The following is a 19,950-nucleotide window of genomic DNA, read 5'->3' as shown; positions in this document are numbered from 1 at the left end:
TCCCCCTCCCCTAGCCGATGCGCGCCCCCGTGCCGCTGACGCGGATCCTGGGGTCGCCCGTGTGCAGGGTGACCGTCAGTTCGCCGGGGCGGCCGAGGTCGTGGCCCTGGTGGAGGGTGAGGACGGCGGCCTCGGGGACCAGGCCGAGTTCACGGGTGTACGCACCGAACGCGGCCGCCGCCGCACCGGTGGCCGGGTCCTCGACGACCCCGCCGACGGGGAACGGGTCGCGGACGTGGAACACGGTGTCCGACTCCCGCCACACGAGCTGAACCGTGGTCAGATCTAGCCGGTGCATCAGCGCTTCGAGGCGGGCGAAGTCGTACGCCAGGTCCGCGAGCCGCTCGCGCGTGGCCGCCGCCAGGACTAGATGGCGGGCGCCGGCGAAGGCGATCCGGGGCGGAAACGCCGGGTCGAGATCGGCGGCGGGCCAGCGCAGCGCGGCCAGCGCCTCCGCGAGGTCGGCGTCGTCGATCCCGGTGACGTGCGGCTCGACGCTGGTGAGCGTGGCCGTGAGCGCCCCGCTCTCCTCCCGCACCGACACCGGCACGGTCCCCGCCCGGGTCGCGAACACCAGCTCCCCCGGCCCGATCCGCTCGGCCAGCGCGATCGCCGTGGCGACGGTGGCATGCCCGCAGAACGGCACCTCGGCCTTCGGGCTGAAGTACCGGATCCCGAACACCCGCCCCTCAGGCCCACCGAGCCCCTCCGGGGGCGGGGTCAGAAACGCGGACTCCGAGTACCCGAGGTCGGCTGCGATCTCCAGCATGTCGGCGTCGCCCAGCCCGACGGCGTCCAGCACGACACCGGCGGGGTTACCGCCGTCGGGGTCACCGGAGAAGGCGGTGTAGCGCAGCACCTCGGGCCCGGACTTGTTCGTCGTCATGGCGATCCCAACGTGAGGTGAGCCTGCGGCTATTCCGGCTCGTATCGCGCGGCGCTCTTGATGTCCCGTATCAGCCCCAACAGCCCGGCAGGTGCCACGACCAGCTCCGTCGCGGGTGATTCGCCCTCGCGAACGAGGATGTGGGACTCGGCGTCGGCGAGTTCGACGCAGTTCTCTCCCCCGGCTCCGGAGAACGACGACTTCTGCCACTGCACGGACATGGTGTGACCTCTCACAGTTCTCGTGTGATGTCGTGGACGAATCGGCGCGAGTCCTCCGTGTCGAGCGCAGCTCGCTCAGCAAGGTCGAGCAGTGTGCCGTACTTCTTGAGCTGGACGCCGCCGTCGAGGAGAACCCCGCCCACCACGCTGTCCACCTGGACGGTGTCCAGGCGCGGGACGACCCCGCCGGCGTACAGCACGGGCTGCGTGGCCTCCACGAACTCCTCGCTGGTGAAAGGGATCACCCGCAGGGTGACGGCGGGGTGCTCGGAGGCCTCCAGCAGGTGGACCAGTTGGGTCCGTGCCACCTTTCGGCCACCGACCCGCATCCTGAGAGCCGCTTCGTGGATGACCATGACGAAGGGCGGCGGAACGTCGCGTTCGAAGATCTGGCGGCGCTTCTGTCTGAACTCGACCCGCACATCCACTTCTTCGGCGGGGAGCACGGGGATATGGCCGCCGTAGACGGCACGCGTGTAGTCCTCGGTCTGGAAGACACCGGGAAGCGTCATCGGCTGGAGCGCCCGCAACGACGTTGCGTGATGCTCAAGTTCGGCCACGTCGAGGAAGCCGGGGGCAAGGACACCCCGGTACGCCTCCCACCAGCCCTGTCCTCGCGACTCACGGGTGATCGCGCACAGGGCGTCGATCAGGGCTGTGTCGTCGCACGAGTAGAACACCGCCAGCCGCCGGACCCGCTCCTCACTGATCCCCAGACGCCCCGCTTCGATATGGCTGATCTTCGCCTGATCGGTCGACAGCAGACCGGCGGCCTCGCGAGCCGTCCTCCCGGCGGATTCCCTCAACTTCCTCAGTTCCGAGCCCAGTCGGACCTGACGGGCGGAGGGATTGTCTCTCAGTGGCATGGATTCCGTTCCTCTCGGCAACCGAGTCTGCCGTGCCAGGCCGGACCGGTCCACTCGCCCGAGTGAATCATAGGGGGCAACCTTGCTCCGGAGCAAGGTTGCCCCTACCTTCGAACCGTCAACGCGCCCCTGCCTCACGGAGGTTGAAGTCCGTGCACGCCAAGCCCGTCGTACCGCAGAACTACCACTTCACCGCCCCCTCCTCCCTCCTCGCGCCCCGGATCTGCCGGGACACCGTGGCCCTCCTGCTCGCCGCCAACGGCCACACCGCCAACCTGGCCGACACTGCCCGGATCCTCGTGTCCGAAGTCGTCACCAACGCCGTCGTGCACACCGCCACCCCGACACTGCACCTGCTGACCTCGGTCACAGCCGACGGCGTACGGGTTTCCGTGTACGACGACGTCCCCGCCAAGGCGCCCATGACTCCCGTGGCCGCAACCGACGGCGAGGGCGGGCGCGGGCTGCGCCTCGTGCAGGCGCTCGCGCACGACTGGGGCGCCGGGTACCCCGGTCAGGCGCCTTTCGGATACGGCAAACGCGTCTGGTTCGAACTCCGTGATCCAACCGCACCCGCTTCCCACCGCTAGCCTGCGCCCCATGCTCCTCACGCCCTTGCCTCTCACCGTCGATCACGACATCCCGGGACCGCTGCTCACCGAGCTGACCGCGCTCTACGCCTCCGATCACGCCTTTCAGGCGCTCAGTGGGGACTTTCCCGAGCCGGGGAACATCCGGCCGGAGCAGGTCGCGGCCGCGCTCGCCGAGGAGTTGGCGCATCCGGACGCCGAGGTGCTGCTCGCCCGGAGCGCGGGGCGGCTCGTCGGGGTGGTGATCACCCTCGCCCGGCATCCCGACCCGGCCGACCCCGACCCGTGGATCGGGCTGCTGATCGTGGACGCCGCCGTCCAGGGGCAGGGGTACGGGCGCCGGATCGCCGAGCGGGTGGAGGAGCGGTTCCGGCAGGACGGCCGTACCGCCGTACGTCTCGCCGTCCTGGACGCCAACCCCAAGGGGCTCGCCTTCTGGACCGCCCTCGGCTACGAGGTGATCGCCCACCGCCCCGACCTCCGGCACGGCCGCTCCTGCACCGTCCTGCGCAAACGCCTGCGCACACCCCGCGCCGCCGCCCGGATCGCCGTGGTCGACCCCGAAGGCGCCGTCTTCCTCTTCCGGTACGACAACGTCGAGGTCGGCGTCCACTGGGCGCTGCCCGGCGGCGGACTGGAGCCCGGCGAGTCACCGCAGGAGGGCGCCCTGCGCGAACTGCGCGAGGAGACCGGCTGGACCGACCTGGCCCCCGGCCCCCTCCTGTGCACCTGGGAACACGACTTCACCCACTCCGGCGTCCCCGTCCACCAGCACGAACACGTCTACGTCACCGAAGGCCCGCGCCGGGAGCCCACCGGCCCCCACCTCGCCGCGGCCCACGCCACGGACGGCATCCTCACCTGGCGCTGGTGGCCCCGGGAGGAGCTGCGGAACGCCCCCGAGCCGGTCTGGCCGCCCGACCTCGCCCGGCTGCTCGACCGACGGGGCGGAACTCCCTGAGGAACTAGGGCAGTTCCGGCTTGCCCTCGCCGTACAGCCAGTCGTCCCAGATCTCGTCGAAGTCCGTGTCCGGCGCCTGGCGTTCCACATAGGCCGTGAAGTCGGACGTGGACGCGTTGCCGTGGCGGTGCTCGGCGGCCCAGCCCTGGACGATGTCGTAGAACGCGTCGTCGCCCACCGCCTTCCGGATCAGATGGACGACCATCGCGCCCCGCTGGTAGACCGGGCTGTCGGAGATCGTGTCGGCGCCGGACGGCTTGCCGGGCGGGTAGTCCCAGAGGTCCTCGTACCTGCCCTCGCCGTGCTCGTACAGCTCGGTGAAGGTCTCCTCCGCGGACTTGCCGCCCTCGTCCTCCTCCCACAGCCACTCGGCGTAGGTCGCGAAGCCCTCGTTGAGCCACATGTCCTGCCAGGTCTTCGGGGTGACGGAGTCCCCGAACCACTGGTGGGCGATCTCGTGGACGAAGGTCGCGGTGTCGGGCGCGCCGGCGAAGACCGGCCGGTTCTGGGTCTCCAGGGCGTAGTCGGAGTCCTCCGGCCGGTCGACGATCGCGCCCGTGGAGGAGAAGGGGTACGGCCCGAAGTTGTACTCCGCCCACTCCAGCACCTCGGGCAGCCTGGCCAGCACCGCCCGGCTCTTCGCGGCCTGCGTCGGGTCGACGGCGACGTACACCGGCAGTCCGTCCGGGGTCGTGGACCGGGTCACCTCGTAGCGGCCGATCGCGAGCGTGGCGGCATGGCTCGCCATCGGCTCGGCGGTGCGCCAGACGAACGTGGTGCGCCCGCCCTCGGTCCGCTCGCTCCTCAACTCCCCGTTGGACACGGCCGTCAGGCCCTTCGGGACGGTGACGGCGAGGTCGTAGGACGCCTTGTCGGAGGGGTGGTGGCTGCCGGGGAACCAGGCCATGGTGCCGGTCGGTTCGCCGAGCGCCAGCGCGCCGTCCGCGGTGGGCAGCCAGCCCTCCTCGGAGCCGTCCGGGTCAGTGATCGTCCGGGGCCGGCCGGAGTACTCCACCGTCACCTCGAAGGTCTCGCCCTCGCCGATCCGCTCGCGCGGGCGGACGGTCAGCTCCTGGCCCTCGCGGCCAGTGCCGGCCTCCCGGTCCCCGACCACGACCTTGGAGACGTCCAGCCCGGTGAGGTCCAGGTCGAACGCGTCGAGGTCCTGGGTGGCGCGGGCCGTGATCACGGCCTTGCCGGTCAGCCGGCCGGGCTCCTTGTCCGAGTCCGAGCTGTCGTCCGGCTCCCACGCCAGTGTCAGACCGTAGTGCGTGACGTCGTACCCGCCGTTGCCCGCCTTCGGGAAGTACGGGTCGCCCACACCGGCCGCACCCCGCGCCGAACCGCCGCCGCCCGAACCACCCGGGCCGCCCGAGCCGCCCCCCGAGCCGCCGTCGCATCCGCTCACGCTCAGGGTGAGTGCCGTGGTCAGGAGCACGGCGGCCGGGACAAGCCGTAAGGATCGGGACATGTCAGAGATCCTAAACGGCCCCCGGGCCGGGGCGGCGGGCGCGCCCCCGCCGGCGTGACACCATCCCTACGTGCTCGACATCGGCTACGCCCTCTCCAACCGCTTCCCGGACCCCCCGCAGACGGACTACCGCCGCGCGGACGTCCACACCCTGCGCCACGACCTGTTCTGCGGGGACGTCTACCTCGCCGACACCAAGGCCGACCGCGAGGTGTCCACAGCCTGGGGATGGGTGCCGGTGCTGGACTTCGCGTGGGCGCTGTGCGACATCGTGGAGCGGATCGACCGGGACCCGGCGGGCTCCCGCGCCTCCCGCCCCCAGTACGCCGAGCTGGACTTCACCGAGTCCACCGACCGCATGCTCTTCGAGCGCCGCTTCGGCTGGGTGGACATCGAGGCCGACTGGATGCCCGCCGAGGAGCCCCCGCTGACCTTCTCCCACGGCGCGCTGCGCCGCGAGGCCCGCGACTTCCTCCACGATCTGATCGCCGATCTGGTCGACCTGCACGAGGACCTGGGCGAGAACCCGGCGATCTGGACGCTCCAGGCCCGCTTTCCACGCATCGCCTGATCTTCCCGGCCCGTCGGGACTCCCTCGAAGTTACCTGACGGTATGGCGTGACTTCTCACGATCGCGGCAGTAGAACCCGTTTCACTCCACAGAGAGTGAGGAGCCGCGTGTGAACGACAATTCCCCACGTGAGACGCGTCAGAGAGGCGTATCTCGTCGAAGATTCATCACTGGAACTGGTTCTCTTCTTGGATCGGCGGCGCTCGCCGGGCAGATGATCCCGGCCCATGCCGCGACCGCGACCCCCACCGCGGTGATCGACCCCGGCGCCCATGTCCCCGTCCTCGTCATCGGCACCGGGTACGGCGGTTCCGTGGCCGCCCTGCGCCTGGCCCAGGCCGGGGTCGACGTGCACATGGTCGAGATGGGCATGGCCTGGGACACCCCCGGCCCGGACGGCAAGATCTTCGCCAACACCACGAGCCCCGACTACCGGTCGTACTGGCTGCGCACCCGGACCAAGCAGCCGCTGAGCAACTTCCTCGGTTTCCCCCTCGACAAGAACGTCCCGCGCTACACGGGAATCCTGGACGCCGAGGAGATGGGCGGCATCATCGTCTACCAGGGCCGGGGCGTCGGCGGCGGCTCACTGGTCAACGGCGGGATGGCCGTCACCCCGAAACGGGAGAACTTCGGCGCCGTCCTGCCGTCGGTGGACGCCGACGAGATGTACTCCGTCTACTACCCGCGCGCCAACGCGGCCCTCGGGGTCGGCACGGTCGACCCGGCCTGGTTCGAGACCGCCGACTGCTACCAGTACGCCCGGGTCGGCCGCAAGCACGCCCAGCGCTCGGGCTTCCCGTTCGTCTTCGTGCCCGACGTGTACGACTGGGACTACATGAAGCAGGAGGCCGCCGGTACGGTCACCAGGTCCGCGCTCGCGGGCGAGATCCTCTACGGCAACAACCACGGCAAGAAGTCCCTCCAGCAGACCTATCTCGCGCGGGCGAGGGCGACCGGGCGGGTCACCGTCTCCGCGCTCCACAAGGTCACGTCGGTCGCCCCGGCGAGCGGCGGCGGCTACACGGTCGTGGTCGAGCAGCTCGACACCGGCGGCAACGCCGTCGCCGTCAAGACCGTCACCGCGGACCGGGTGTTCTTCGCGGCCGGCAGCGTCGGCACCAGCAAGCTCCTGGTCAAGCTGAAGGCGACCGGCGCGCTGCCGGGCCTCAACGGCGAGGTGGGCAGGGGCTGGGGCGACAACGGCAATGTGATGTGCGGCCGCGCCAACCATCTGTGGGACCCCACCGGGTCCCTCCAGTCGTCCATCCCCTGCTCCGGCATCGACAACTGGGCCGCGGGCGGCGCCTTCGCCGAGGTCGCACCGCTGCCCACCGGCATCGAGACCTTCGCCTCGTTCTACCTGTCCATCACCAAGAACCCCCACCGCGCCCGGTTCACCTGGAACGCGGCCGCCGGGCGCGTCGACCTCGACTGGCAGACGGCGTGGAAGCAGCCGTCCATCGACATGGCCAAAACCATCTTCGACAAGATCAACGCGAAGGAGGGGACGATCTACCGCACCGATCTGTTCGGCGTCTACAAGATCTGGGGCGACCACCTCACGTACCACCCGCTCGGCGGCGCCGTGCTGAACCGGGCGACCGACAACTACGGCCGTCTGCACGGGCATCCGGGCCTGTACGTCATCGACGGCGCGCTGATCCCGGGCAACACCAGCGTCAACCCGTTCGTCACCATCACCGCCCTCGCCGAACGCAACATCGAGGCGATCATCGCCGCGGATCTCTAGCGCGACCCGCTTGTCCCCACCTGTGCGTGCTGACCTGTGCGTGCTGACCGGCTCAGTGCCCCGGCAGCACGCACATCGCGTCGAGACCCAGCACCCGGTTGAGCCGCCCGAACGCCAGCCACGAGCCGAGGCTCATGGTCAGCTCCACGATCTCGGCCTGGCTGTAGCGGGCGCTCATCCGGTCCCAGAACTCCTCGTCCAGGTTGTGGTGGTCCAGGGCGTACCGCTCCGCGTACTCGGCGGCCAGCCGGGTGCGCTCGTCGAAGGCGTCGGTCGTCCGCCACTCGGCCACCGCGCCGGCGAACTCCTCCTCGACCTTCAGACCGTCCCGCTCGGTCCGCCAGTCCAGGCAGAACAGACAGCCGTTGATCTGCGCGATCCGCAGCCGCGCGGCCTCGAACTCCCGCAGTCCCAGGGTCGTATGGGCGTAGACGGCCAGCGAGAAGTTCGCCGCGGCGGGACCGATGCCGGGGACCATGTCGCCCCAGACGTGCTCGATCGGGTGCTTGCCCTCGGGGATGTCGAGGTTCATCCGGAACTCCCTCCTCCAGTGGGGACGACCGTGTCACTTGGTACCGAGCCGGCCGACCGCCGGCCGCAACGGCACGTCGAGCGCGTCGTACAGCCCCGGTTCCGCCCCCACCAGCCAGTCGATCGCGCCGACCAGCCGGCCGACCGCGGTGGCGTTCCCGCCCGCGGACCGGTTCTCGCCCTCGTCGGTCGCCTCGACGGTGACCTCGATGCGCGGACGGCCCTCGATGATCACCCGGTGCGCCCCGTCGCCATGGGGCGGGGACGGCCAGTCCGGGGCGCAGGACGGATGGATCCGGGTGATGTGCTCGATGACCAGGCGGGGTTCGCCGTCCACGATCCCCTGCACCTCGAACCGCACCGCGCCCTGGGTGCCCGCCTCGAACACGCCCATGGTGCGGGTGCTCACCGTCGCGTCCAGCGCGCGGCGCCGCACGGTCTCGCGGATCTCGTCGAGTTCGACCCCGAGCGCCCTGGCCATCAGCCGGATCTGCCCGCCCCACACCATGGTCGGGACCGTCGGGGCGAGCATCAGCGGCTCGTAGTCCAGCGGCTGCCCCATCCCGACCAGGAACCGCACCGACTCCTCCTGCTCGTACGTGGAGTAGTCGAAGATCTCCTGGCAGCGGACGGCGTCCACGACCGTGCCCAGGCCGCTCATCAGCAGCGGCAGGACGTCGTTGCCCCAGCCCGGGTCGACGCCGGACACGAACAGCGAGCCGCCGCCGTCGGCTATCGCGGCGAGCACCGGGTCCCGGAACTCGGGCGGCGCGTTGCGCTGGTCGTAGAGCGGATACAGCGACGGCGTGACGACCACGGCACCGGCGCGGATCGCGGCGCCGATGTCGGCCAGCGCCTCGTCGGGCCGGATGTCGCCGGACGCGGCGTAGACCACGGCCCGGGGACGGGCGGCCAGTACGGCGCCGGTGTCGTCGGTCGCCGGGAGGCCCAGCACCCGGCCCAGACCGCCGAGTTCGCCCGCGTCCCGGCCGACCTTCCCGGGGGTGTGGACGAGCACGGCCACGAGATCGAGCGCCGGGTGCGCCTCGACCGCGCGGATCGCCGCGCGGCCGACATTGCCGGTACCCCAGACCACCGTGGGAATCATGCGCGGAGCTTAACCTGACGGACCGTCAGTTTCTATAGTCCTGCGCCTTCTTACGGCACCCCCTCAGCTCTCCATCCCCTCCACCCTGATCCCCAGCCGCGCCGCCAGCACCGGCGCCAGGTCGAAGAGCTGACCGGCGCTGATCACCGCCCCCGCGAGCCGGTCCGCCCCCGCCGCCAGGGTGAGTTCCGTCGCGCCGCGCAGGTCCACGTCGGTCAGGGTGACGCCGGTGAGGTCGACGGATCTCAGGGCGCAGTCCACGAACTCGACCCGCTCCAGCCGGGCCCCGCCGAAGTCCGGCTCGACCAGCACACAGGACTCGAAGACGACGTCCCGCAGCCGCGCCTGCCGCAGATTCAGGTAGTCGATCTTGCCGCCGCGGACCACCACCCGCTCCAGCACGGCGCCGTGGAGCTGGGTGCCGCCGAGCCGGGCGTCCACCAGCTCGACGTCCCGCAGGGTCGCCTCCGCCAGCCGGGTGCCGACGCCCCGGATGCCGGTGAGGACCGTGTCGAGCAGCCGGGCGTGGTCGAGCCGGGTCTCGTCCAGCGCGCAGCCGGTCAGCGCGCAGTCCATGAAACGGGCGCCCCCGCCGTCCTGCCCGGCCAGGTCCGTCCCGCCGAACTCCACCCCGTCGTAGTCCCCGTCGGGTTCGAGCCCGCCGCCCCCGAACGGCTCCAGCGCCGGCAGCCGCACCTCGGGCCGCCGCGCCCTCTTCACCCCGGCCGCCCTGCCCGCCCCGCCGGTCCCACCAGTCCCGCCTGCCCGTGTCCTCGCCATGCCCCCATGCTGCACCCCGCCACTGACAACGCCGGACGCACCCGCCCCTCACCTCTCTCACCCTCTTGACCTCAACCAAGGTCGAGGTTGAACAGTGGGAACCCTTCAGAGCCCTTCAGAGCACACCCACCGCTGCCGGACCACACCCACCACAGGGGGACCCCCATGCACGCCATCCGTCTCCACACCTACGGCCCGCCCGAGAACCTCACCTACGAGCGCGTCGAGGACCCCGCCCCCGCCCCGGGCCAGGTCAGGATCGCCGTGGAGGCGGCCGGGGTGCATCTGCTCGACGCCGCCCTGCGCGAGGGCGTCAAGGGCGGCCCCGCCCCCGAGCCGGCGCCGCTGCCGACGATCCCCGGCCGGGAGGTCGCCGGTGTGGTCGACGCGCTCGGCGAGGGCACCGACCGTTCCTGGCTCGGCAAGCGGGTCGTCGCCCACCTGGGCTTCGTCCCCGGCGGCTACGCCGAACTGGCCGTCACCGACACCGCCCGGCTGCACGAGATCCCGCCGCATCTGGACGCGGCCCACGCCGTCGCCATGATCGGCACCGGCCGGACGGCCCTCGGCATCCTCCGGCTCGCCGAGCCCGGCCCGGACACCGTCGCCGTGGTGCCCGCGGCGGCCGGCGGCATCGGCACCCTGATCGTGCAGTACGCCCGCGCCGCCGGTGCGACCGTCGTCGGGCTGGCCGGCGGCCCGGAGAAGACGGCGCTGGTCGCGGCGAACGGCGCCGATCTCGCCGTCGACTACAAGGACCCCGGCTGGCCGGACAAGGTGCGCGCCTTCCTCGGCGGCCGGGCCGCCACCGTCGTCTACGACGGGGTCGGCGGGGACGTGGCCCGCGAGTCGGTCGCCCTGCTCGGGCCGGGCGGGCGGCACCTCGTCTTCGGCTGGTCGTCGCAGGGGCTCGGCGCCGGACAGGGCGTGTTCGTCGAGGGCGTCTCCGAGTCGGCGCTCGGCCCGGCGATGCTGGAGCGGTCCGGCGGTCTGCGCGCGCTGGAGGTGCGCGCCCTCGCCGAGGCCGCCGAGGGCCGGCTGACCCCGGCCGTGCACCGTTTCCCACTCGCCGGGGCGGCCGCAGCGCACCGCGCCCTGGAGAGCCGGGGCACCACGGGCAAGGTGGTGCTGGAGCCCTGACCACGGGCCCCGCACGGGGATGCGATACGCCCCGTTTCATGGTCTTCTGGCCCAATGAGTGTCCCCCGGACAGGTGAACGCACGGGCCCGGCGGCGGACCCCGATCCCCGCCGCTGGTGGGGTCTGGTGATCATCGCCCTGGCCCAGCTCATGGTCGTCCTCGACGCGACGATCGTGAACATCGCCCTGCCGTCCGCACAGCGGGCCCTGGGAATCTCCGACGGCAACCGCCAGTGGGTCATCACCGCCTACACGCTCTCCTTCGGCGGGCTGCTGCTGCTCGGCGGCCGGGTCGCCGACCTGGTGGGCCGTAAACGGACGTTCGTGTTCGGGCTGATCGGCTTCGCCGCCGCGTCCGCGTTCGGCGGCGCGGCCACCACCGCGGGCATGCTGTTCGCCGCCCGCGCCCTCCAGGGCGCGTTCGCCGCCGTCCTCGCGCCGTCCGCGCTGAGCCTGCTGACGACGACGTTCACCGACCCCAGGGAGCGCGGCAAGGCGTTCGGCATCTACGGCGCGCTGGCGGGCAGCGGCGCGGCGATCGGGTTCATCGTCGGCGGACTGCTCACCGAATACCTGAACTGGCGCTGGTGCCTGTATGTGAACGTGCCGATCGCGATCGTCGCCGTCCTCGGCGCGCTCACCCTGCTGCACGACAGCCCCGGACACCCCGCCCGCCTCGACGTGCCCGGAGTGGTGCTGGGCTGCGGCGGCCTGGTGGCGATCGTCTACGGCGTCAGCGAGGCCGAGCCGCGCGGCTGGACCGATCCGCTGGTGCTGGCCCTGTTCGCGCTCGGGATCGTGCTGCTCGTGGCGTTCGTGTGGTGGCAGCGGCGGGCGCCGGTGCCGCTGCTGCCCCTGCACATCGTCAGGGACCGCAATCGCGCGGGCTGCTTCCTGACCATGGGCCTGGCGGTCATCGGCATGTTCGGCGTGTTCCTGTTCATGACCTACTACCTCCAGGTCATCCTGCGCTACTCCCCCGTGAAGACGGGCCTGGCCTTCCTGCCGCTGACCGTCGCGATCATCGTCGGCTCGACGCAGATCTCCGCCCGGCTGATCAACCGGGTCGCGCCGCGCATGCTGATGGTCCCGGGCATGCTGCTGGCCTCCGGCGGCATGGTGATCCTCACGCAGATGACGGTCGACTCCGCCTACGCGAGCGAGATCCTGCCCGCGCTGCTGCTGCTCGGCCTCGGCATGGGCCTGACGTTCATGCCGGTGTTCGCCACGGCCACCGCGGGGGTGGCGCCGCAGGACGCGGGCGTCACCTCGGCCACCGTCAACACCTCGCAGCAGGTGGGCGGTTCGATCGGCACGGCGCTGCTCAACACGATCGCCACCACCAGCGGCACCGCCTATGTCGCGGCCCAACTCACCGACCCGGGCGGCCGCGACCTGGTCACCCGTGAGGGGATCGTGCACGGCTACACGGTCGCCCTGTGGTGGGCCGCGGGGATCATGCTGCTGGCCGGTCTGGTGGCGGGCCTGATGGTCACCACCCGCCCCCCGCAGCACGGCGTCGCGGCCCGCTCCACGGTCCCGGAGTCGGTCGCCTGACGCCGAGCCCGGCTTCCTCCTGGGCTTCTGGGCTTCTGGGCTTCTCGGCTCCTACCGCCCCGCCACCCGGTCCGCGATCCGGGCCAGCCGTGACGACCCGGCGCTGTGGCGTTCGGTCTCCCGGCGGTCGGCGGCCCGGTAGGTGGCGTACATGCCCTGCACGCCCAGCCAGCGCAGCGGTTCCGGTTCCCAGCGGCGCACCTTGTGCCCGACCCACGGCAGTCCGGTCAGCTCGGTGGGCCCGGCCGCGCCGGAGTCCAGCCGGACCAGGTCGCTCAGGGTGCGTCCGGCGAGATTGGCGGTGGCGACGCCGGAACCGACGTACCCGCCCGCCCAGCCGAGGCCGCGGGACCGGTCCAGGGTGACCGTCGCGCACCAGTCGCGGGGCACGCCCAGCACCCCCGACCAGGCGTGCGCGATCCGGACCCCGGCGAGCGCCGGGAAGAACCGGACGAGGATCTCCCGCAGCGCCTCGACCGTCGCCGGCTGCGTGCGCCCGTCGTGGTCCGTCCGCGAGCCGTAGCGGTACGGCACCCCGCGCCCGCCGAGCGCGATCCGTCCGTCGGCGGTGCGCTGGGCGTACATGTAGGCGTGCGCCATGTCGCCCAGCGTCTCCCGCCCGTCCCAGCCGACCTCCGCCCACTGCGCGCCGGTGAGCGGTTCGGTGGCGATCATCGAGGAGTTCATGGGCAGCCAGGTCCGCTTCTCGCCCTTCAGCGCGGCGGTGAACCCCTCGGTGCAGCGCAGCACGTACGGCGCCCGCACGGTCCCGTACGGCGTGACGGCCCGCCCCGCATGGATCTCGGTCACCGGCGTCGACTCCCGGATCTCCACGCCGAGCGCCTCGACGACGGCCGCGAGCCCCTTCACCAGCTTCACCGGATGCACCCGGGCGCCGTGCGGCGTCCAGCTCGACCCGACGGCACCCGCGACCCGCACCCGCCCGGCGGTCTCCCGGGCGCCGTACAGCTCACGGTCCCGCTCCCCGTAGGTCAGTTCGTGCGCGTGGAAGTCCTTGAGCCGGGCGAGCTGCGCGGGCGTCCGGGCGACCTCCAGCACGCCGCCCCGGTGGACGTCGGCGTCGATCCCCTCGGCCTCCGTGACCCGCACGACCTCGCCGACGGTGTCGTTCATGGCCCGCTGGAGCCGTACGGCGGCGTCTCTGCCGTGCAGCGCGGCGTACCGGTCGCGGCCGGCGATGCCGTTGTAGAGCCAGCCACCGTTGCGCCCGGACGCGCCGTAACCGCAGAACCGCTGCTCCAGAAGGGTGATCCGCAGCCCGGGGTCGGCCTTCTTCAGGTAGTACGCGGCCCACAGCCCGGTGTACCCGCCCCCGACGATCACGACATCGGCGTCGGCGTCCCCACCGAGCGGCTCCCGCACCGCCGGAAGCCCGTCGTCCGCGTACCAGAAGGAAACCCCACCGTTGACGACCTCATACGCCGAGCTGCTCATGATCGGACGCTAACCCGGCCCGACGGCCCCTGTCTCCTTCGGATTCCGTACTCTTTCCCGTCCTCCGGCCAGCGGATGACAGGCGAGTCCCACGAGTACGGCGACGAAGTGACCGAGGTCGGTGAAGGTCGCCCCGGCGGTCAGCGGGTAGGTGACGAAGAGCAGCACGGCCGCGAGATACGGGTACCGCCACGGCGCCGGGATCCGGTACGTGAGCACCCCGACGACGCCCGCCAGCGCGTAGCTGACGCCGACGTCGAGCGTGTGGACCGCCGACGCGGGGGCGCGCCCGTCCGCTATGGCCAGCGCCAGCGCGCCCTCGCTGATCAGCGTCGCCAGCACATGCGCGGCCCCGCACACCACGAGCCACCGCAGCGTCCCCAGCCGGCGCTCCGCCTGCGCGTGGAAGACGGAGTAGAGCACGGCGTACGGCAGCCAGGACCCGCCGCCGGTCCACATCGCGCTGGCGACCAGCACCCGTACGGGGTGCGTGGACAGCTCATGGATGTTGGTGGACCGCCGCCGCAGGAACTCGTGTTCGAACGCGGGGGACATGTGGTGCAGGGCGACGGTGGTGACGAAGAGTATGCCCAGCCACAGGTAGGTCCCGGGGGCGCTGCGGACATAGGCCCACACGGCCGACCGGGCCTGGGAGATGCGGGGCCCCTTCACACCGGCCAGTATCCGTCGGGCGCCCGCGGGTCACCTGCGCTCAGCCGAGCCGCCGTCCCAGCTCCAGCGGGTCCGATCCCCGGTTCCCGAGCCGGGTGTACAGGGCGAGGGCGCGTTCGGGCGCGGCGAGGAGGGCCTCGCCCGCCGGGTCGCCGGTGGCGTGGGCCGCCAGGGCCAGGCCCGTCCAGCTCTCGGGGTCGCCGTCGCCGCGGACGATACGGTCCCGGAACGCCTCCAGCGCCTCCGCCGTACGGCCCGTGACCAGGGCGACGTCCTCGGGCCGGGCCCCTTCGACGACGGCGCCCGGGTCGTCGTCCAGCCCGGTCAGGCCCTCCGGATCGGCGAGGAGGCGGCGCAGCAGGACCGCCCGGGTGTCGAGCCCTCGGGTGGGCCGGCCGGGCACGAGGGCGGGCGTGCCGTGCTTCAGGGACTCGGTGTGGACCGTCCCGGGGTCGGGGTGCAGATGGTAGGCGCGCCAGGTCGCCCGGTGGTCCCGGACGGCGAGATCGGCCGCGGCCTGAACCCGCGCGTCGACCGGTTCGGCGAGCCAGGGCGTGAGCCGCTCGGTCAGCTCGGCGACGAGACGCCGCCCGAGATCGGTCAGACCGCCGTCCCCCGCGAGCGCCCTGAGCGCGTACGCCGTCTGCGTCCGCCACAGGGCGAACTCGAAGCGCCCCAGCGGGTGTGCGCGCCGCCGCCAGAAGCCGGTGACGCCGTGGAAGGCGTACACGCCTTGCAGCAGCCCCCCGAGCGGCCGTGGATCGTCGCGCCAGGGTGCGTAGTGGAGGCGAGTGCCGGGGTCGTCGTGGAGGGTGAACAGGTGCATGAGCGCGCTGAGTTTGTTGTGCTGGAACTCGTGCACCAGGGTCGAGGCGAACTGCTCGGCGTCGTCCGGGAGCGAGGCCAGCGCGGCCCCGAAGGCGTCGCCGGAGGAGGCGCTGTGCGGCCGGAAGCGTTCGGCGCGCGGCCGGGGTACGACCACGGACAGCCCCCGGGCCAGCGCGTCGGCCTCCTCCGCCCCGGTCTCCCGCAGCACCCGCCAGGCCCCGGCGAACAGGTCCCGCCAGTCGTCGGCGGAGCCGAGCGGTTCGGGCGCGGCGGGTCCGCGCAGCGCGCGGTAGGGGTCGAGGTCGTCGAGGAGCAGTGCGCAGCCGTCGGCGCGCAGGGCGGTCGGTGTGTGCCAGCCTGGCCCGGGGACGTCCCGCCCGGCGACGGTGACCCGCCCGGCGCCGTCACCGGCCACCCCGGCGACACCCCAGCCGCGCCCGCCGCCCTCCTCGGGCAGCCGCAGCGCCCCGACGAGCGGCAGGACGACCCACCCGTCCCGGACGGGGACGTCGGTGCGGAACGGGATCCCGGCGAGGACGGCCGCGCTCGCGGCGAGGGCGTGCAGATGCCCGGTGTGCACCCACAGCGGCGCCTCGTCCGTGGCGCTGCCGCGCAGCCGGCGCAGGGTGTGCGCGGCCCAGACGCCGACCGCCGGATACGCCAGCACCCGTTCCGCCGCCCGCGCGTCGGCCGACCAGGCCCGGGTCAGCAGCCGCCAGCCGTCGCCGGGCGGCGGCAACGGCCCGGCCCGCTCGGCGGGCGCGGCGTCCAGCACGGCCCGTACGACGAGCAGCCGCCAACTGCGCTCCCCGGCCCGCAGTTCCTCGACCGCCGTGCTCCCGCCCCCACCGCCGAGCAGCGCGGCGAGCGTCTCGGGGGCGAGGGTGTGGGACGGCGTCCGCATGTGCCTACGCCTCGCGCGGCGGCTGGTAGCCGCCGAAGCTGCCCTCGGGGTCGTCGATCCGGCCGAGCAGCCGCCGCAGGGACGCGTCGGCCGACGGAAGGTCCAGGGTGGGCCAGGCATCCAGCGGGACGCCGCCGAGATCGACCAGCTCGGACTCGACTGCCGGCTTCTGCATGCGCTGCCCCTGAACTCTGGAACCCTGAAACACCTATGCACAGCGTAAATATGATGGAAAGCCACCTTTTCGGCGGTTTTCAGACCACTTGATCGACTCTAGTGCATCACCGGCATCCGGCACCGCAGCCGCACGGAATCCGCCCGGATCGGATGACCGGATGCCCGGGGCGGGTAGAACCTGCCCGTGACGGAACGGGATCGACTGGAGCGACGGGATCGACTGGGTCGGCCCACGGGGAAGGCGCACGACCGCCCGGCGGGACTGGACCCCCTGCGCGTGGCGGAGGTGATAATCCCGGCCGCCCCGCGGACCGGCGCCCCCGGCCGCCGCGGCTCCGGCTACCGGGTCGGCACCCGCTGGCTGCTCACCGCCGCGCATGTGGTGCGCGGTCCGGGCGCGGACGGCGTCCGGGTCCGGTTCGAGGCCGACCGCGCCGACGAGTGGACCGCGCGGGCCAGGGTCGTCCTCGCCTCCGACCCGGCGGACGTGGCCCTCCTGGAGATCACCGACGCCCCTCCGCCCGGCCCGCACGCCGCCCCCGTCGCCCCTCCGGTCTACGGCGATCTGCCGGACGCGGACGTCCATCTGCCGTGCAGCGCGCTGGGTTTCCCCCGCTTCAAGCTCCGCACGGACCGTGCCCGCCCGGCGGACGACGGCTCGCCGTCCCAGTACCGGGACTCCTGCCACGTGTCCGGTCTGACGTCCGTCCTGTCCAACCGCCGCGAGGGCACGCTGGAACTGGCCGTCCCGCCGCCCGCCGCCGACCCGGACCCCGAACGCTCGCCCTGGGAGGGCATGTCGGGCGCGGCCGTCTGGCACGACGGCACGCTGATCGGCCTGGTGAGCGCGCACCACCGCGCGGACGGACCGGGCCGGCTCGCCGCGGTCCGGGTGAGCCGCTGGTACACCCTGCTCGACCGGACCGCCCTCACCACCCTGCACACCCACGCCGGACTCCCCCTCACCCTGGCCGACTTGACCCACCCGACCCCGCACCACGACACCCCGACCGTCCGTCTCACGGACCTCCCCGACGACCTCCCCCTCTCCGAACTCCACGGCCTGGTGGGCGCGTTGACCGCTCTCCCCACCGTCGCCCGGCGCACCACCCTCGACCTCGTCCTGTCCGGCATCGACCCGTCGATCGCCGCGATGAGCCCCCGCTCGGACTCCCTGCGCCCCGACGTCTTCGGCATCCTGCGCACCTGTCTGCGCTATCCGGGCACCCTGGATCAACTGCTGGAGGCGATACGGTTGTTGGAGGGCGACTCCGCCGGGGTGGCCCGTATGGACCGGGAGACGGCGGCACTGTCCCGGCGCAACCGCCGCGCCCCGGACCCACGATGACCTGATATCGCGCGCCCGGCGGGACCCGGGGTTTCATCACCCGTGCGGTGGGTCATCATCAGGAGGATGTGAGCAGCCAGCATCCAACGAGCCGGGGGGAAGGGGTTTGGCCGTCATGGAGCCGACTGTGGCCGCCGTCGAGTCCAGCCTGGTCGATCTCGCGGGGGTATCTCTTGAAACGCTGCGCTCCATTGACGACCGGATCCTCGCCGCCTCGGTGCGGGAGCTTCTTCCGGAGATCGACCGGCAACTGGCCAGTGTCAGCACCATCGACGGCGGTTCCATGCGCCGTGAATGACCCGTTCCGGGGCCGCTCGTGAGTGCTGAGCCCTCCCTGCCGCATCATCGCCTGCCCCTCGGTGTCGTGAGCGAGCTGATGCGGGGCGAGGGAAGCCCGGACACCCTCGGTCTCCTGCTGGCGGCCGAACGCAGCCGCCGGCTGCTGCTGTTGCGCATGCTCGACGACTCCATCGACCTCGGCCCCGCCTGGGAGCTGCTCAGCCGGGCGCAGCGCCACGCCCCTCAGGTCGTCGAGGACCTCATGATGTACCCGCAGACGGGCATGTGGCTGGCCACCGCCCTGCGCCGGCTGCGCGGGACGGCGCAGGGGGACGAGCCGCCCCTGTGGGTGGTCCTCGGTCATGTCCGCTCCCTCGCCGCCGCGGCGGGACTGCGCGCGGGACTGGACTTCACGCTCGACGACGTGCCCGTACGGCACGGCAGGGTCCCCCTGCCCACGCTCGGGTGCGCGGTGCTGCCGGTGACCGAGCCGTGGGCCACGGCCACCGTGCGGTCCGAGGGCGGCAGCGCCGTAGTGGAACGCGGCGCGGCCGCCGTCCCCCTGCTCGGTCCGCCGGGGCCGCGCTGGCATCCGGTGCGCCGCCTCACCGTCGGCCCCGAGGACCGGCGGCTGTCGATCACGCTGGACGACGCGGACCCCTACCGGACCTACCCCCGGCCGACCGAGCCCCGCCCGCTGTCGGACGAGGCCGCGGCCCACTGGCGGGGGCTGCTGGAACGCGCCTGGGCGGTCCTGCTCGACGAGCAGCCCGCCACGGCCGACGCCATGCGGTGCGGACTGCTCTCGCTGACACCGACCGTGGCAAGGGAAAGGTTTCGGCCGCGAAGTGTGACGTCGGGGGACGCCTTCGGAGGCATCGAGGCATCCGAACCGGACGACGCCCTCCAGCTCGCCGTGACCCTCGTGCACGAGTTCCAGCACACCAAACTCGGCAGCCTGCTGCACCTCGCGCCCCTGCTCACCGACGACACCGGCCCCGCCTCGCCCGAGGCGTGGTACGCCCCCTGGCGCGACGACCCACGGCCCCTCGAAGGACTGCTCCAGGGCATCTACGCCTTCGCCGGGATCACCCGCTTCTGGCGCGAGCACCGCAAGGCCGCGTCCGGGCCCAACCGGCTGGCCCATTTCGAGTTCGCGCTCTGGCGCGTGCATCTGACGAGGGCGATGCGGCAGATCCGCCGGCATCCGCGGCTCACCCCGCTGGGCACGGCACTGCTGGACACCCTGCGCGAGCACGGCGCCCGCTGGCTGACGGAGCCGGTCCCCGAGGAGTGGCTGACGCTCGCCCGGCTCTGCGCCGACGACCACGCCGCCCGCTGGCGGGCCCACCACCGCCGGCCGACCGCACCGGCGGTCGACACCGCCGTACGCGCCTGGCTGGAGGGCGCCAGCGAGCCGCCCCGCGCCTCGGTGTCCGGCTCCCCGCTCGTGCCCGACGCCTCGGCGCGCTGGCTGGACAGCCTGGCGGTCCTCGTCCGCTACCGCCTCAGCGGCACGGACGACGACCGGATCGCGCTCGACGGGCCCGAGAAGACGGCGGCCCGGGTCACCGGAGCGCTGACCGGCGACGCCCTGCTCGCCATGGGCGACCCCGAGGCCGCCCGCACCGCCTACCTGACGGACCTGGCCGCGGATCCCGGGCCGGCCGGCGCCTGGGCGGGGCTCGGCAGCGCCCTGACGAGGGCGGGCACCGACCCGGGGGCGGCCCGTCTGCTGCGCGGCCGCCCCGAACTGGCCCGCGCGGTCCACCGGGCCCTGACCGACGCCACGGGCACCGCGCCGGACCCGGTCCGCCTGGCCGCCTGGCTCGGACCGCTGGAGAGCTGACCC

The 19,950-nt window shown here is 72.8% G+C and carries 20 protein-coding genes; 9 read left to right on the top strand and 11 right to left on the bottom strand.

What is annotated here, in order from left to right:
- Positions 1–10 precede the first annotated feature (10 nt).
- Genes G6W55_RS03530 through G6W55_RS03520 form a run of 3 tightly spaced genes read right to left on the bottom strand, consistent with a single transcriptional unit; the run spans position 11 to position 1,973 of the window.
- Positions 11–886 (bottom strand): PhzF family phenazine biosynthesis protein, encoded by an 876-nt coding sequence (locus G6W55_RS03530; protein WP_175519293.1) that lies wholly within the window; start codon positions 884–886, stop codon positions 11–13.
- Positions 887–915: 29 nt separating this feature from the next.
- Complete coding sequence (locus tag G6W55_RS03525) at positions 916–1,107, bottom strand: DUF397 domain-containing protein (RefSeq protein WP_175519292.1); 192 nt, start codon at positions 1,105–1,107, stop codon at positions 916–918.
- 11 nt (positions 1,108–1,118) lie between these two features.
- A complete protein-coding gene (locus G6W55_RS03520; protein WP_175519291.1) occupies positions 1,119–1,973 on the bottom strand; it encodes a helix-turn-helix transcriptional regulator in 855 nt (284 codons plus the stop codon).
- A 152-nt stretch (positions 1,974–2,125) separates the two neighbouring features.
- On the opposite strand from G6W55_RS03520, the gene G6W55_RS03515 reads away from it, so the two are divergent.
- A complete protein-coding gene (locus G6W55_RS03515) occupies positions 2,126–2,563 on the top strand; it encodes an ATP-binding protein (RefSeq protein ID WP_175519290.1) in 438 nt (145 codons plus the stop codon).
- A gap of 10 nt (positions 2,564–2,573) precedes the next feature.
- On the top strand, positions 2,574–3,524 hold the full coding sequence (locus G6W55_RS03510; protein WP_175519289.1) for a bifunctional GNAT family N-acetyltransferase/NUDIX hydrolase: 951 nt from the start codon (positions 2,574–2,576) through the stop codon (positions 3,522–3,524).
- A gap of 4 nt (positions 3,525–3,528) precedes the next feature.
- Here G6W55_RS03510 and G6W55_RS03505 read toward each other — a convergent pair whose 3' ends face one another.
- Positions 3,529–4,995 carry a M1 family metallopeptidase gene (locus G6W55_RS03505; protein ID WP_175519288.1) on the bottom strand — a complete coding sequence of 489 codons (1,467 nt, stop codon included), beginning with the start codon at positions 4,993–4,995 and terminating at the stop codon, positions 3,529–3,531.
- A 70-nt stretch (positions 4,996–5,065) separates the two neighbouring features.
- On the opposite strand from G6W55_RS03505, the gene G6W55_RS03500 reads away from it, so the two are divergent.
- Positions 5,066–5,566, top strand: coding sequence for a hypothetical protein (locus G6W55_RS03500; protein ID WP_030785534.1), 501 nt, complete (start codon positions 5,066–5,068; stop codon positions 5,564–5,566).
- 214 nt (positions 5,567–5,780) lie between these two features.
- Positions 5,781–7,319: a GMC oxidoreductase gene (locus G6W55_RS03495; RefSeq protein ID WP_217686481.1), complete on the top strand. Its 1,539-nt coding sequence runs from the start codon at positions 5,781–5,783 to the stop codon at positions 7,317–7,319.
- A 52-nt stretch (positions 7,320–7,371) separates the two neighbouring features.
- Here G6W55_RS03495 and G6W55_RS03490 read toward each other — a convergent pair whose 3' ends face one another.
- From G6W55_RS03490 to G6W55_RS03480, 3 genes are all read right to left on the bottom strand, one after another.
- Positions 7,372–7,851 (bottom strand): carboxymuconolactone decarboxylase family protein, encoded by a 480-nt coding sequence (locus tag G6W55_RS03490; RefSeq protein ID WP_030785541.1) that lies wholly within the window; start codon positions 7,849–7,851, stop codon positions 7,372–7,374.
- Positions 7,852–7,884: 33 nt separating this feature from the next.
- A complete protein-coding gene (locus tag G6W55_RS03485) occupies positions 7,885–8,958 on the bottom strand; it encodes a dihydrodipicolinate reductase (RefSeq protein ID WP_175519287.1) in 1,074 nt (357 codons plus the stop codon).
- Between the two features lie 63 nt (positions 8,959–9,021).
- Positions 9,022–9,738 carry a pentapeptide repeat-containing protein gene (locus G6W55_RS03480; RefSeq protein WP_175519286.1) on the bottom strand — a complete coding sequence of 239 codons (717 nt, stop codon included), beginning with the start codon at positions 9,736–9,738 and terminating at the stop codon, positions 9,022–9,024.
- Positions 9,739–9,903: 165 nt separating this feature from the next.
- Here G6W55_RS03480 and G6W55_RS03475 point away from each other — a divergent pair, with 165 nt between their 5' ends.
- Together G6W55_RS03475 and G6W55_RS03470 are read left to right on the top strand one after the other, a co-directional pair.
- Positions 9,904–10,878, top strand: a complete 975-nt coding sequence (locus tag G6W55_RS03475) for a zinc-binding dehydrogenase (protein WP_175519285.1) — start codon at positions 9,904–9,906, stop codon at positions 10,876–10,878.
- Between the two features lie 54 nt (positions 10,879–10,932).
- Complete coding sequence (locus G6W55_RS03470; protein WP_175519284.1) at positions 10,933–12,435, top strand: MFS transporter; 1,503 nt, start codon at positions 10,933–10,935, stop codon at positions 12,433–12,435.
- Between the two features lie 51 nt (positions 12,436–12,486).
- Here G6W55_RS03470 and G6W55_RS03465 read toward each other — a convergent pair whose 3' ends face one another.
- The 4 genes from G6W55_RS03465 to G6W55_RS03450 are packed head-to-tail and all read right to left on the bottom strand — an operon-like array spanning position 12,487 to position 16,469.
- The gene (locus tag G6W55_RS03465) at positions 12,487–13,890 is read right to left on the bottom strand and encodes an FAD-binding oxidoreductase (RefSeq protein ID WP_175519283.1); all 1,404 of its coding nucleotides are present in this window, start codon (positions 13,888–13,890) and stop codon (positions 12,487–12,489) included.
- A 9-nt stretch (positions 13,891–13,899) separates the two neighbouring features.
- Positions 13,900–14,562: a rhomboid-like protein gene (locus G6W55_RS03460; protein WP_309243618.1), complete on the bottom strand. Its 663-nt coding sequence runs from the start codon at positions 14,560–14,562 to the stop codon at positions 13,900–13,902.
- 40 nt (positions 14,563–14,602) lie between these two features.
- Complete coding sequence (locus G6W55_RS03455) at positions 14,603–16,294, bottom strand: HEXXH motif domain-containing protein (protein WP_175519282.1); 1,692 nt, start codon at positions 16,292–16,294, stop codon at positions 14,603–14,605.
- 4 nt (positions 16,295–16,298) lie between these two features.
- Positions 16,299–16,469, bottom strand: a complete 171-nt coding sequence (locus G6W55_RS03450; protein ID WP_175519281.1) for a hypothetical protein — start codon at positions 16,467–16,469, stop codon at positions 16,299–16,301.
- A gap of 279 nt (positions 16,470–16,748) precedes the next feature.
- Here G6W55_RS03450 and G6W55_RS03445 point away from each other — a divergent pair, with 279 nt between their 5' ends.
- The 3 genes from G6W55_RS03445 to G6W55_RS03435 all read left to right on the top strand — a co-directional run bounded on the left by G6W55_RS03445 (position 16,749) and on the right by G6W55_RS03435 (position 19,947).
- Complete coding sequence (locus G6W55_RS03445) at positions 16,749–17,819, top strand: trypsin-like peptidase domain-containing protein (protein WP_175519280.1); 1,071 nt, start codon at positions 16,749–16,751, stop codon at positions 17,817–17,819.
- 127 nt (positions 17,820–17,946) lie between these two features.
- Positions 17,947–18,117 (top strand): hypothetical protein, encoded by a 171-nt coding sequence (locus G6W55_RS03440; protein WP_175519279.1) that lies wholly within the window; start codon positions 17,947–17,949, stop codon positions 18,115–18,117.
- A gap of 66 nt (positions 18,118–18,183) precedes the next feature.
- On the top strand, positions 18,184–19,947 hold the full coding sequence (locus G6W55_RS03435; RefSeq protein WP_175519278.1) for an HEXXH motif domain-containing protein: 1,764 nt from the start codon (positions 18,184–18,186) through the stop codon (positions 19,945–19,947).
- Positions 19,948–19,950 lie beyond the last annotated feature (3 nt).

It is taken from the genome of Streptomyces sp. CAI-85 (genome assembly GCF_013363615.1).
Classification (GTDB): Bacteria; Actinomycetota; Actinomycetes; order Streptomycetales; family Streptomycetaceae; genus Streptomyces; species Streptomyces antibioticus_B.
Note: the sequence above shows the minus strand (reverse complement) of the source record. Positions and strands in the feature narration are given on the sequence as shown.

Coding starts and splice junctions, on each gene's coding strand:
- G6W55_RS03510 (WP_175519289.1), top strand. CDS start 2,574: ATGCTCCTCACGCCCTTGCCTCTCACCGTCGATCACGACATCCCGGGA.
- G6W55_RS03450 (WP_175519281.1), bottom strand. CDS start 16,469: ATGCAGAAGCCGGCAGTCGAGTCCGAGCTGGTCGATCTCGGCGGCGTC.
- G6W55_RS03465 (WP_175519283.1), bottom strand. CDS start 13,890: ATGAGCAGCTCGGCGTATGAGGTCGTCAACGGTGGGGTTTCCTTCTGG.
- G6W55_RS03495 (WP_217686481.1), top strand. CDS start 5,781: ATGATCCCGGCCCATGCCGCGACCGCGACCCCCACCGCGGTGATCGAC.
- G6W55_RS03505 (WP_175519288.1), bottom strand. CDS start 4,995: ATGTCCCGATCCTTACGGCTTGTCCCGGCCGCCGTGCTCCTGACCACG.
- G6W55_RS03470 (WP_175519284.1), top strand. CDS start 10,933: ATGAGTGTCCCCCGGACAGGTGAACGCACGGGCCCGGCGGCGGACCCC.
- G6W55_RS03490 (WP_030785541.1), bottom strand. CDS start 7,851: ATGAACCTCGACATCCCCGAGGGCAAGCACCCGATCGAGCACGTCTGG.
- G6W55_RS03475 (WP_175519285.1), top strand. CDS start 9,904: ATGCACGCCATCCGTCTCCACACCTACGGCCCGCCCGAGAACCTCACC.
- G6W55_RS03530 (WP_175519293.1), bottom strand. CDS start 886: ATGACGACGAACAAGTCCGGGCCCGAGGTGCTGCGCTACACCGCCTTC.
- G6W55_RS03455 (WP_175519282.1), bottom strand. CDS start 16,294: ATGCGGACGCCGTCCCACACCCTCGCCCCCGAGACGCTCGCCGCGCTG.
- G6W55_RS03525 (WP_175519292.1), bottom strand. CDS start 1,107: ATGTCCGTGCAGTGGCAGAAGTCGTCGTTCTCCGGAGCCGGGGGAGAG.
- G6W55_RS03520 (WP_175519291.1), bottom strand. CDS start 1,973: ATGCCACTGAGAGACAATCCCTCCGCCCGTCAGGTCCGACTGGGCTCG.
- G6W55_RS03485 (WP_175519287.1), bottom strand. CDS start 8,958: ATGATTCCCACGGTGGTCTGGGGTACCGGCAATGTCGGCCGCGCGGCG.
- G6W55_RS03480 (WP_175519286.1), bottom strand. CDS start 9,738: ATGGCGAGGACACGGGCAGGCGGGACTGGTGGGACCGGCGGGGCGGGC.